General features: G+C 63.4%; 12 protein-coding genes. 8 read left to right on the forward strand and 4 right to left on the reverse strand.

The genetic code is table 11. The features are described 5' to 3' along the window. Positions 1–22 precede the first annotated feature (22 nt). The 7 genes from ACK4HJ_RS13415 (at position 23) to ACK4HJ_RS13445 (ending at position 8133) form a co-directional block, all read left to right on the forward strand. Positions 23–808 carry an ABC transporter ATP-binding protein gene (locus ACK4HJ_RS13415; RefSeq protein ID WP_409832464.1) on the forward strand — a complete coding sequence of 262 codons (786 nt, stop codon included), beginning with the start codon at positions 23–25 and terminating at the stop codon, positions 806–808. 15 nt (positions 809–823) lie between these two features. Next, complete coding sequence (locus ACK4HJ_RS13420; RefSeq protein ID WP_409832306.1) at positions 824–1753, forward strand: branched-chain amino acid ABC transporter permease; 930 nt, start codon at positions 824–826, stop codon at positions 1751–1753. Positions 1754–1906: 153 nt separating this feature from the next. Beyond that, the gene (locus ACK4HJ_RS13425) at positions 1907–2983 is read left to right on the forward strand and encodes a branched-chain amino acid ABC transporter permease (protein ID WP_409832309.1); all 1077 of its coding nucleotides are present in this window, start codon (positions 1907–1909) and stop codon (positions 2981–2983) included. A gap of 60 nt (positions 2984–3043) precedes the next feature. Further along, complete coding sequence (locus ACK4HJ_RS13430; RefSeq protein ID WP_409832312.1) at positions 3044–4372, forward strand: ABC transporter substrate-binding protein; 1329 nt, start codon at positions 3044–3046, stop codon at positions 4370–4372. Positions 4373–4608: 236 nt separating this feature from the next. Beyond that, on the forward strand, positions 4609–5424 hold the full coding sequence (locus tag ACK4HJ_RS13435) for an ABC transporter ATP-binding protein (RefSeq protein ID WP_409832315.1): 816 nt from the start codon (positions 4609–4611) through the stop codon (positions 5422–5424). 225 nt (positions 5425–5649) lie between these two features. Further along, positions 5650–6897: a phenylacetate--CoA ligase family protein gene (locus ACK4HJ_RS13440; protein ID WP_409832317.1), complete on the forward strand. Its 1248-nt coding sequence runs from the start codon at positions 5650–5652 to the stop codon at positions 6895–6897. Between the two features lie 249 nt (positions 6898–7146). After that, complete coding sequence (locus ACK4HJ_RS13445) at positions 7147–8133, forward strand: tripartite tricarboxylate transporter substrate-binding protein (protein ID WP_409832320.1); 987 nt, start codon at positions 7147–7149, stop codon at positions 8131–8133. A 178-nt stretch (positions 8134–8311) separates the two neighbouring features. Here the strand turns inward: ACK4HJ_RS13445 and ACK4HJ_RS13450 are convergent, their stop codons facing one another. After that, entirely contained in the window at positions 8312–8824 is a 513-nt protein-coding gene (locus tag ACK4HJ_RS13450; RefSeq protein WP_409832322.1) for a hypothetical protein, read from the reverse strand. A gap of 83 nt (positions 8825–8907) precedes the next feature. Further along, positions 8908–9483: a M23 family metallopeptidase gene (locus ACK4HJ_RS13455; RefSeq protein ID WP_409832323.1), complete on the reverse strand. Its 576-nt coding sequence runs from the start codon at positions 9481–9483 to the stop codon at positions 8908–8910. A 211-nt stretch (positions 9484–9694) separates the two neighbouring features. Between ACK4HJ_RS13455 and ACK4HJ_RS13460 the strand changes: the two genes are divergently transcribed. Next, entirely contained in the window at positions 9695–10726 is a 1032-nt protein-coding gene (locus tag ACK4HJ_RS13460) for a Bug family tripartite tricarboxylate transporter substrate binding protein (RefSeq protein ID WP_409832326.1), read from the forward strand. A 45-nt stretch (positions 10727–10771) separates the two neighbouring features. On the opposite strand, the gene ACK4HJ_RS13465 is transcribed toward ACK4HJ_RS13460, so the two are convergent. Then, positions 10772–11092, reverse strand: a complete 321-nt coding sequence (locus ACK4HJ_RS13465) for a DUF1840 domain-containing protein (RefSeq protein WP_409832328.1) — start codon at positions 11090–11092, stop codon at positions 10772–10774. Between the two features lie 39 nt (positions 11093–11131). Continuing rightward, a complete protein-coding gene (locus ACK4HJ_RS13470) occupies positions 11132–12424 on the reverse strand; it encodes a class I SAM-dependent methyltransferase (protein WP_409832331.1) in 1293 nt (430 codons plus the stop codon). Positions 12425–12506: the final 82 nt, after the last annotated feature.

Consider the following 12506-nt stretch of genomic DNA (forward strand, 5'->3'; position numbering starts at 1 on the left):
CCCGCTGGAGAAGCCCCTCACCATGAACACCAAGAAGATCGGCGACGTCATCCTGGACGTCAAGAACATCAGCCTCCGGTTTGGCGGGGTGAAGGCGCTGACCGACATCTCCTTCAATGTGAAAGAGCACGAGATCCGCGCCATCATCGGCCCCAACGGCGCTGGCAAGAGTTCCATGCTCAACTGCATCAACGGCGTGTACACGCCGTCCGAAGGCTCCATCACCTTCCGGGGCAAGACGTTTGACCACATGAACTCGCGCCAGGTGGCCGAGATGGGTGTGGCACGCACGTTCCAGAACCTGGCGCTGTTCAAGGGCATGAGCGTGATCGACAACATCATGACCGGCCGCAACCTCAAGATCCGAAGCAACCTGCTGCTGCAGGCGCTGCGCTGGGGCCCCGCCGAGCGCGAGGAGATCCGCCACCGCGAGTACGTCGAGCACATCATCGACTTCCTCGAAATCCAGGCCTACCGCAAGACCCCCGTAGGCCAGTTGCCCTACGGCCTGCAAAAGCGCGTGGACCTGGGCCGGGCTCTCGCCATGGAACCACAGGTGCTGCTGCTGGACGAGCCCATGGCCGGCATGAACGTCGAGGAAAAGCAGGACATGTGCCGCTTCATCCTGGACGTGAACGACGAATTCGGCACCACCATCGTGCTGATCGAACACGACATGGGCGTGGTAATGGACATCAGCGACCGCGTGGTGGTGCTGGACTATGGCAAGAAGATCGGTGACGGCACGCCCGACGAAGTGCGCAGCAACGAAGACGTGATCAGCGCCTATCTGGGCACCTCGCACTGATCAGGAGACGACAACATGGCATTCTTTCTTGAAACCCTGAGCGGCGGCTTGATGGCCGGCATGCTGTATTCGCTGGTCGCCCTGGGCTTCGTGCTGATCTACAAGGCCTCGGGCGTCTTCAACTTTGCGCAGGGCGCGATGGTGCTGTTCGCGGCCCTGGCCATGGCGCGCTTCGCCGAATGGATCCCCAAGTGGACCGGCATCGACAACGCCATCGTGGCCAACCTGGCCGCGTTTGTCATCGCGGGCGCCATCATGTTCGTGGTGGCGTGGGTGATCGAAAAGCTGGTGCTGCGCCACCTGGTCAACCAGGAAGGCGCCACGCTGCTCATGGCCACGCTGGGCATCACCTATTTCCTCGAAGGCCTGGGCCAGACGATGTTCGGCAGCGACATCTACAAGATCGATGTGGGCATGCCCAAGGACCCGATCTTTGCACTGGAATCCATGTTCCAGGGCGGCATCCTGATCAACAAGGAAGACGTGATCGCCGCCGCCATCGCCGCTGGCCTGGTGGCCCTGCTGTCGGTGTTCTTCCAGAAGACATCCACCGGCCGCGCCCTGCGCGCCGTGGCCGACGACCACCAGGCCGCCCAGTCCATCGGCATTCCCTTGAACCGCATCTGGGTGATCGTGTGGTGCGTGGCCGGCGTGGTGGCCCTGGTGGCCGGGATGATCTGGGGCAGCAAGCTGGGCGTGCAGTTCTCGCTGACTACCGTGGCGCTGCGCGCGCTGCCGGTGGTCATCCTGGGCGGCCTCACCTCCGTGCCCGGCGCCATCATCGGCGGGCTGATCATCGGCGTGGGCGAGAAGCTCTCGGAGGTCTACCTGGGCCCGTTCGTGGGCGGGGGCATCGAGATCTGGTTTGCGTATGTGCTGGCTTTGGTGTTCCTTCTCTTCAGGCCACAGGGCTTGTTCGGGGAAAAAATTATTGATCGCGTATGAAATACGAGACCAATAATTTTTCAAAGGAGGCACAACGTGCGCAGCACGTTGACTGTGGGAACGCAGTTCACACAGAGCACCGCAGGTGCGCCCCCGTGCAAAAGATCACACACCGCGTCTAACCCATAACAACAAGAACCCAGGAGACACACCATGCTCTACCGCGAAAACGGCCAGTTCAAGACCAGCTACCGCGCCGACCAGCAGATCTTCCCGATCGCGCAGGACCGGCTTGCCATCGGCATCATCCTGGCCATTGCCTTTATCGCCGTGCCCATGCTGGCCAGCGACTACATCTTCCGCGCCATCCTGATCCCCTTCGTCATCATGGCGCTGGCCGCCCTGGGGGTGAATATCCTCGTGGGTTACTGCGGGCAGATCTCGCTGGGCTCGGGCGCCTTCATGGCGGTGGGTGCCTACGGCGCCTACAACTTCTTCGTGCGCTTTCCGGGCATGCCGCTGATCCCGGCGCTCATCCTGGGCGGCCTGTGCGCGACGTTCTTCGGCATCCTGTTTGGCCTGCCCAGCCTGCGCGTCAAAGGCCTGTACCTGGCGGTGGCCACGCTGGCCGCGCAGTTCTTCAGCGACTGGATGTTCCTGCGCATCAAGTGGTTCACCAACAACTCGGACTCGGGTTCGGTGTCGGTCACCAACCTGCAAGTGCTGGGCATGCCCATCGAAAGCGCCACCAGCAAGTACATCTTTTGCCTGGCCATTCTGGTCGTGGTGGCCCTGCTGGCCAAGAACCTGGTGCGCGGTGCCATCGGGCGCGAGTGGATGGCCATCCGCGACATGGACGTGGCCGCTGCGGTGATCGGCATCCGGCCGATGTACGCCAAGCTCAGCGCCTTTGCCGTCAGCTCCTTCATCGTGGGCATGGCCGGTGCGCTGTGGGCCTTTGTGCACCTGAGTGCGTGGGAGCCTGCGGCCTTCTCGGTCGAGGTGTCGTTCCGCCTGCTCTTCATGGTGATCATCGGCGGCCTGGGCTCCATCATGGGCGCATTCTTCGGCGCAGCCTTCATCGTCGTGCTGCCCATCGTGCTCAACCAGTTCCTGCCTGCGTTTCTGGGCCTGTTCGGCATCGAGATCTCGACGGCGGGCGTGTCCCATGCCGAGCTGATGATCTTCGGCGCCCTGATCGTGTGGTTCCTGATTGTGGAACCCCACGGCCTGGCCAAGCTGTGGTCCACCGCCAAGCAGAAGCTGCGGCTCTGGCCCTTCCCCCACTGATCAATCCCCTGCCAGTTCCCCTCCCGTGCTTCACCACATATTCATCCAAAGGAGACATCCATGAAGCTTTCGAAAATCGTGATCGCCGCCGCGGTGGTTGCTGCCGGTGCCTCGTCCGTCGCGACGAGCGCCCTCGCGCAAGCCAAGGAGCAGTTCTTCCCGCTGCTGTCCTACCGCACGGGCCCCTACGCACCCAACGGTGTGCCATGGGCCAACGGCAAGCAGGACTACATCAAGATGATCAACGCCCGCGATGGCGGCATCAATGGCGTGAAGCTGACCTTTGAAGAGTGTGAAACGGGCTACGCCACGGACCGCGGCGTGGAGTGCTATGAACGCCTCAAGAGCCGCCCTGGCGTGACGCTGTTCGACCCGCAGGCCACCGGCATCACCTTCGCGCTGACCGAGAAAGCCCCCGTGGACAAGATCCCGCTGATGACGCTGGGCTACGGCCTCTCGGTGGCGCAGGACGGCATGGCGTTCAAGTGGAACTTCCCCTTCATGGGCAGCTACTGGACGGGCGCGGACATCCTGATCCAGCACATCGGCAAGGCCAATGGCGGCCTGGACAAGCTCAAGGGCAAGAAGATCGCGCTGGTGTACCACGACAGCCCGTTCGGCAAGGAGCCCATCCCGCTCTTGCAGGAGCGCGCCAAGATGCACGGCTTCGAGCTGCAGATGCTGCCCGTGACCGCGCCTGGCGTGGAGCAGAAGGCCACCTGGCTGCAGGTGCGCCAGAGCCGCCCCGACTATGTGCTGCTGTGGGGCTGGGGCGTGATGAACTCCACCGCCCTCAAGGAAGCGCAGGCCACGGGCTACCCGCGCGAAAAGATGTATGGCGTGTGGTGGGCCGGCGCCGAGCCCGATGTGCGCGACGTGGGCGACGGCGCCAAGGGCTACAACGCGCTGGCGCTGAACACCTCGGGCACGCAGCCGAAGGTGATCCAGGACATCCTGAAGCACGTGCATGACAAGGGCCAGGGCACGGGCCCCAAGGATGAAGTGGGTTCGGTGCTGTACACCCGCGGCGTGATCATCCAGATGCTGGCGGTCGAATCGGTGCGCCGCGCGCAGGAGCGTTTTGGCAAGGGCAAGGTCATGACCGGCGAGCAGGTGCGCTGGGGCATGGAGAACCTGGCCCTGGACCAGAAGAAGCTGGACGCACTGGGCTTCAAGGACGTGATGCGCCCCCTGTCCACGAGCTGCGCCGACCACATGGGCTCCACCTGGGCACGCGTGCACACCTGGGACGGCAAGAAGTTCAACTTCTCGTCCGACTGGTACCAGGCCGATGAGCAGATCCTGAAGCCCATGATCAAGGCGGGCGCGGACAAGTACCTGGCGGACAAGAAGATGACACGCCGGGATGCGGCGGATTGCCAGTCTTGATTCGGAGCATCCCCCTGAGGCGCTGACGCGCCTTCCCCCTTCTCTCGAATCGCTGCGCGATTCGGGAAGGGGGACGCCACCAGCGCGGCGGGGCGGCCCTTGCGCGGTGGCCCGGGTATTTCAGGCTGCGACCGTATCAACGGCCAATGACGAAGCGGCTGCCTTCCCTGGCAGCCGCCAACCGAAAGGGTTGTGCTGTACCGCAACCTTTTCGATTGGCACAGCGAAGGAACACCATGGACTCTTCCAACAGCAACATCGTTCTCAACGTCAACGGCATCGAGGTCATCTACAACCATGTGATCCTGGTGCTCAAGGGCGTCTCGCTGCAGGTGCGCGAGGGGTCCATCGTGGCCATCCTGGGCGGCAACGGGGCGGGCAAGACGACGACCTTGCGCGCCATCTCCAACCTGCTCAAGGGCGAGCGGGGCGAGGTGACCAAGGGCAGCATCGAGCTGCGCGGCGAGCGCATCGAGAACCTTTCGCCCGCCGACCTGGTGCAGCGCGGCGTGGTGCAGGTGATGGAGGGGCGGCACTGCTTTGCCCACCTGACGATCGAGGAGAACCTGATGACGGGCAGCTACACCCGCACCAGCAAGGCCGAGATCGCGGCCAACCTGGAGAAGGTCTACAACTACTTTCCGCGCCTCAAGACGCGCCGCACCTCGCAGGCTGCCTACACCTCGGGCGGCGAGCAGCAGATGTGCGCGATTGGCCGCGCGCTGATGGCCAACCCCAGCATGGTGCTGCTGGACGAGCCTTCCATGGGCCTGGCGCCGCAGATCGTGGAAGAGGTGTTCAACATCGTGAAGGACCTGAACACCAAAGAGAAGGTCACCTTCTTGCTGGCCGAGCAGAACACCAACATGGCGCTCAAATATTCCGACTACGGCTACATCATGGAAAGTGGCCGCGTGGTGATGGACGGCGCCGCCAGCGACCTGGCCAACAACGAGGACGTGAAAGAGTTCTACCTGGGCATGGGCGGGGGCGAGCGCAAGAGCTTCAAGGATGTCAAGAGCTACAAGCGGCGCAAGCGCTGGTTGGCGTAGCCCCCCTGTGTCGCCTTCGGCGCCTTCCCCCCAAGGGGGGACGCCACCAGCGCGGCGGGGCGGCCCTTGCGCGGTGGCACTGGTCTTGGGTAGCGCCGGTTTTGAAGGGCGCGCATGTTCTCCACACTTCGTTTCAGGCACTCTCAATTTCATAGCTGCTAGCGCTTGATGGGTAAGCGCTAGAGGCCAATTTCACTTCAAATCACCTCACAAGGAACCCCAGGCATGAGCACGTTTTATGACGCCCTGGAAACCCGCGATCCGGCCGAGCGCGAGGCGGCGCTGCTGGCCGCTCTGCCCGCCCAGGTGGCGCATGCGCAGCAGGCCTCGCCGGCCTTTGCCGGCATCCTGGCCGGGGTGGATGCGGGCGCCGTCGCCAGCCGTGCGGCGCTGGCGCGGCTGCCGGTCACGCGCAAGTACGAGCTGCTGGAGCGCCAGCAGGCCCAGCGGGCCAGCAATGTGTTTGGCGGCTTTTCCGCGCTGGGCTTTGGCGCGGGCATGCCGCGCGTGTTCGCGAGCCCGGGCACCATCTACGAGCCCGAGGGCACGCGGCGCGATTACTGGCGCATGGCACGGGCGATCTACTCTGCGGGCTTTCGGCCGGGGGAGCTGATCCACAACAGCTTCAGCTACCACTTTGTGCCTGCGGGGTCGATGATGGAAACCGGGGCGCATGCGCTGGGCTGCACGGTGTTTGCCGGCGGCACGGGCCAGACCGAGCAACAGGTGCAGGCCATGGCTGAGCTCAAGCCCGCAGGCTACATCGGCACGCCCAGCTTTCTGAAGATCATTGTCGAGAAGGCTGCCGAGCTGGGTGTTCCGCTGCCTACGGTGTCCAAGGCCCTGGTGTCGGGCGAGGCCTTTCCGCCCAGCCTGCGCGACTGGCTGGCAGAGCGTGGCATTGCCGGCTACCAGTGCTACGCCACCGCCGACCTGGGCCTGATCGCCTACGAAACCACGGCGCGCGAAGGCCTGGTGCTGGACGAAGGGGTGATCGTGGAAATCGTGCGCCCCGGCACCGGCGACCCCGTGCCCGAGGGCGAAGTGGGCGAGCTGGTGGTCACCACGCTCAACCCCGACTACCCGCTCATCCGCTTTGGCACCGGCGACCTCTCGGCCGTGCTGCCCGGCACCTGCCCCACCGGCCGCACCAACACCCGCATCAAGGGCTGGATGGGCCGGGCCGACCAGACGACCAAGGTGCGTGGCATGTTCGTGCACCCCGGCCAGGTGGCCACGATTGCGCGGCGCTTTCCCCAAGTGCTGCGCGCGCGCCTGGTGGTCAGCGGCGAAATGGCCAACGACCAGATGGTGCTGCAGGTGGAAACCGTCGAGACCGCCGAAGGCCTGGCCCGGCAGCTGGGCGAGGCCATCCGTGAGGTGACCAAGCTGCGTGGCGATGTGCAGATGGTGGCGCCGGGCAGCTTGCCCAACGATGGCAAGGTCATCGAGGACGCGCGCAGCTACAAGTGAGCACAAAGCATGTGTGCATATGAGTGCACACATGCCTCCCACCCGCGCAAAAAAACGGCCCGCAGGGGTCTGCAGGCTTCGCAGTGTTTACCCTAGCTAAGCTCATTTTTCTATAGCACTCTGCGCTTTATTCATGAGCACTTCAGGCGGTTTTTTGTTAAAGACCATGCTACCCATGGGCTACGTACTATCCGCAATGTTCGCGTCAGACCCCCTGGCTATCATGGCCCGTCTTTCACAGGAGCACCCATGAAAAAAATGTTGAAACTCGCACTGATCGCTGCCGCCGCAGCCACCGCCTTCGGCGCCAGCGCCCAGGACTTCCCCGCCAAGGACAAGACCGTCACCATCGTGGTGCCCTTTGCCGCAGGCGGCCCCACCGACCGCGTGGCCCGTGACCTGGCCGAAGCACTGCGCAAGCCCTTGGGCGTGAGCGTGGTGGTGGACAACACCGCCGGCGCCGGCAGCTCCATCGGCGCGGCCCGCGTGGCCCGCGCCACACCTGATGGCTACACCCTGCTGCTCAACCACATCGGCATGTCCACCATGCCTGCGCTGTACCGCAAGCTCGCGTTCAGCGTGCCCAATGACTTCGAGTACCTGGGCATGGTCAACGACGTGCCCATGACGCTGATCGCCCGCCCCAACATGCCGGCGAACAACATGAAGGAACTCACGGCCTGGATCAACCAGAACAAGGGCAAGATCAACCTGGGCAATGCGGGCTTGGGCGCTGCCTCGCACCTGTGCGGCCTGATGTTCCAGGACGCCATGAAGGTTGAAATGACCACCGTGCCCTACAAGGGCACGGCCCCCGCCATCACCGACCTGATCGGCGGACAGATCGACCTGCTGTGCGACCAGACCACCAACACCACGCCCCAGATCGAAGGCAAGAAGGTCAAGGCCTACGCCGTGACCACCAGCCAGCGCCTCACCACCCCCGCCCTCAAAGACCTGCCCACACTGGCAGAGTCGGGCCTGAAGGACTTCAACGTCAGCATCTGGCACGGCCTGTACGCCCCCAAAGGCACACCCGCCGCCGTGGTGAGCAAGATCAACGAGGCCCTCAAGGTCGCCCTGAAGGACCCAGACTTCATCAAGAAGCAAGAAGGCCTGGGCGCCGTGGTGATCACAGACAAGCGCGTCGAACCCGCCGAACACAAGAAGTTCGTGCAGGCCGAGATCGACAAGTGGGGTGCGGTGATCAAGGCGGCAGGTACGTTTGCCGATTGAATGCCGATGGATGACGCGGGCATAGCGCCCGCAACGTGACAAAGAAGATGGCCGTTCTCCGCACAGGGAACGGCCATTTGCATTCCGCCTTACGCATGCTCAAGCGAAAAGCGGGCCTGTCCGAAATTCCGTCTATGGACCTATTGAACTTTCACAGACTTCGTGCGACAGCGCAGCCCTAGTCCATGCTCAATTGCTCACATTCGACGTGTTGCGGATCGATCGGCACGAAACGTTCTTTCTGGAGATCAATGCTCCAAACAGCCTCAATACCTTGCGCGCCGGTGGCCACACGACGCCCGCCCCACCGCAGGAGCACGTAAACAGGCGGGTCATCCGGCAGATCTGTACTGCATTGGCCCGCTACAGGATCTACCAGCACTAAGGGATCAGGGCCCATGTCACGGTTGCTAAAGTAGCCGACCGGAGGCAAGGCTTGTACCGCAACAATTTTTCGCCATGGCAAGTTGACCACGGGAGAATCACCTTGGGTGAGCGTTGATGCACGATTTTTAGCGAGTATTAGTACCGGCGCGTTGTCGCAGACAGCGACAGCGTCGAACCAGCCCGACTGCTCTTTTCCCGCCATCCAGACAACACCGCCGCTTACGAACTCACAGGGTGAGCCTTGGACAAACCGGCCCTGGGCGGCTGACACCATGTAGTCTTGGCCGATCAATGCTTCGGCCATACTTTTTTGACTAGCCTGGTCAGCAGGCCGGCAAGCGAGGAGCCCGAAGCAAACCACTGCTGCGCAAAATTTCCTCGCGCCCTTCACCAGCGCCTCATATCCGCAGCGTTCATCTTGAGCCCTGTAGCACCTGAAAGCAGCCGTTTCTCCCCATGCGATTCAGTGATGACAACTCCTATGGGCGCTCTGCCGTATAGCGTCTGAGGGTCCACCCGCCCTTGCAACCCCGGCCGACCCCGTAGCTCTGTCCTGATTTCAAAGTGCAAGTGCTGATCCTCTCCTTTCATCCCACTCGCGTTACCTGAGTTTCCTGTGTATGCGACCACCTCGCCTCGCTCAACGCGCACACCTTCGGCGACATTTAACAAGCTCAAGTGCGAATACACCGCGAACAGTGTGCGAGCTTGAAATAAAAACTCCAGTATCAGCAGTTTGCCGTGGCCGCCGGGATCATTTCCCACCCGTTTTACGACCCCATCCGCAATCGCATAACAAGCGGTGAGCGGTGTCGCCACCAAATCCCACCCCTGGTGGTCCCGTGCGGTGCCATCTGCATTTCGCCGCACCGTGCCAAAGGTGTTGTTCTTCACATCGCGCCGTATGCGGTTGCTTTCCAACGGCCATGCCAAAAAACCCATCGCTGAAACTCCCTCCTTCATCCGCAGCAGCCTCTACCGGGCGCAAGCGGCGCAGATGATAGGAGCGAGGCCGAAAAGGGAGTTGGCACCGCTCGTAACAGTGAGATGGAGTTGTAACGCCGCCGGCCCTGCCATTCCTACCTGCTGCGATACGGGTAATCCATCTGCCCTAATCCATCCCCCGCGCGTAAAACCATGAGCACACATATGAACGTTACATGAAAGGCTTTGCATGATCCGAACCCTCCCCTCCCATCGTCGCAAAATCCTGTTCGCTGCAACTACCGTATTTGCGATCGGCGCCCTCGGCGCGCTGTCCACGACACCCGTCCACGCTCAAACCGGATGGCCCTCCAAGCCCGTCCGCATCGTCGTGCCATTTGCCCCAGGCGGCACCACTGACATCCTGGCGCGCGCGCTGGCGCCGGACCTGAGCAATGCGCTGGGCCAGCAGTTCATCGTGGACAACCGCGCGGGCGCCGGCGGCAATGTGGGGGCAGACATCGTCGCCAAGTCGCCCGGTGACGGCTACACGCTGCTGATGGGCACGGTGGGTACACACGGCATCAACCGCGCGCTGTACGCCAAGCTGCCGTACGACCCGATCAAGGACTTTGTACCGATCACGCTGGTGGCTGCCGTGCCCAACGTGATGGTGATGAATGCCGACAGGGCCAAGGCGATGGGTGTGAAGAACGTTCAGGACTTCATCCGCGTGGCCAAGAGCAACCCGGGCAAGATGAACATGGCTTCGAGCGGCAACGGCACCTCCATCCATCTGGCGGGCGAGCTGTTCAAGAGCATGACGGGCACCTACATGCTGCACCTGCCTTACCGCGGCTCAGGCCCGGCATTGATGGACATGGTGGCAGGCAATGCCGACGTGATGTTCGACAACCTTCCTTCGTCCATGGCCCAGATCAAGGCGGGCAAGCTGACTGCGCTGGCAGTGACGAGCGCCGAGCGCTCGAGCGCTCTGCCCGACGTGCCCACGGTGGAGCAGGCGGGCGGCCCCACGCTCAAGGGCTATGAGGCCAGCTCCTGGTTTGGCCTGCTGGCACCGGCCGGCACGCCACCGGAGATCGTCAACCGCATCCAGCAGGAAGTCGCCAAGTCGCTGGCTTCACCGGCCATGAAGGAACGGCTGATGGCCCAGGGTGCGATTCCCGGCGGCAACACGCCTGCCGAGTTTGCAAAGCACATCGACAGCGAACACAAGAAGTGGGCACAGGTGGTTAAGGTGTCGGGCGCGAAGGTGGATTGACTGCTGCGCGCACCGCCTTGCGCGGTGCATCACAGAGCCGGTGAATCAGGCGCCCCACACCACATCGGCATCCTCGGCCGCGCTGCGCCTGAGCATGTCGATGAAGGGGGCCGCGCGCTGGCGCAAGCGCACCGCGTCCTTGCGGTCCTCAGCCGTAGCGTCTTCGCCCTCGGCGTCGTCGACCGGGGGCTGCGCCTCGTCAGCCGCCACTGCGGCCTCCAGCGCCGCTATCGCCGCCGGGATCTGCGCCGCGGTCACGATGCCGCTTGCGCCCGGCGCCTTGCCGATAAGGCTCACGATCTGCCGGCCCTGGGGCTCCAGCATGATGAGATCGGCTGTGGCGCGGGATTTGAATTTGTAGAGCATGGGTTGAACGAAGAATAAAGCGAAGGAGTGATGGGCAGGTCAGTGCAACTGTGCGGACGCAGGCGCATTCGCATAGATGTAGTCGCGGGTGAACGGATAGTCTGATTGTGCGCCGGGCAGCGCCTCTGCAGTGGCTTGTGCGTTGGGCCGCGCGGCCAACATCTGGTGCAGGGCCATCCAGCCGCGCTCAAAACCCAGCGCACTGCCTGCCAGATACAGGCGGTACGCGCGCAAAGCCTTTTCTCCCCTCTCGGCACCCGACTGCGCATGCAGCACGGCGCGGGCTGCGGGCAGCTGCGCTTCCAGACGGTCCGACCATTCCCACAGCGTGCGGGCGTAGTGCGGGCGCAGGTTTTCGGTGTCCACCATCTCCAGGCCGGCACGCGCTATGTTGTGCAGCACGGCGCTGACGTGCAGCAGTTCTCCACCAGGAAAAATGTACTGTTCGATGAAGTCGCCCATGCCTGCGCCGAGCTGTGCGTTGTCCACCGCACCCGCGGTGATCCCGTGGTTGAGGACCAGTCCGCCGGGTCGCAACAGACGCCGAACGGTGTCGAAATAGCGCTCCATTTGCGCACGGCCCACGTGCTCGAACATGCCCACCGAGGCGATCTTGTCGAACGGCTGGTCCGCATGCAGTTCGCGGTAGTCCACCAGCAGCATGCGCACCCGGCCCTGCAGGCCCCGCTGCTGGATGAGGCGCTCCACATGTGCATGCTGGTTGCGCGACAAGGTGATGCCCGTGGCCTCTACGCCGTAGTGCTCGGCCGCCCACAGCAGCAGCCCGCCCCACCCCGCGCCAATGTCCAGAAAGCGCTCGCCCGGCGCCAGCCGCAGCTTGCGGCAGATGTGGTCGAGCTTGGCCTCTTGCGCCTGGGCCAGAGAAAGGCCGTCGTCTCGGAAATACGCGCACGAATACACGCGGCGCGGGTCCAGCCACAGCGCATAGAAGTCATCCGAGAGATCGTAGTGGAACTGCACCTGCCGCGCGTCATGCGCCAGCGTGTGGGCGGCCATGGACCGTGCCCGGGCCAGCACGCGCTGCCACCACCCTGCGTGCTGGTCGCGCGCGGGGTCGCGAATCAGCAGCCCCGCAGCGGCGGCCATCAGATCCCGCATGCGGCCTTCAATGGCCACGCGCCCTTCGACGATGGCCGCACCCACGTTGCCGATCTCGCCCGTGGCCAGAGCCACCAGTGCCATGCGGTCCCGAAACCGCAGCCGCACAGCGGGTTGCTGCGCGCCCAGCTGCTGGCCGGCAGGCAGCTCGACAGCCATGGGCACTGGCAAGGTCGCCAACCGCCCTTCCAGGGTCTGCAGCAACTGTTTCATGAGCAATATTCTTGAGTTCATGCTGCGCTGCGTCAACTCACGAGCACAGATTTCAGCCTCCGTCCTACATCGGGCGCACGTT

The organism is Acidovorax sp., from assembly GCF_046294525.1.
Taxonomy (GTDB): domain Bacteria; phylum Pseudomonadota; class Gammaproteobacteria; order Burkholderiales; family Burkholderiaceae_C; genus Acidovorax.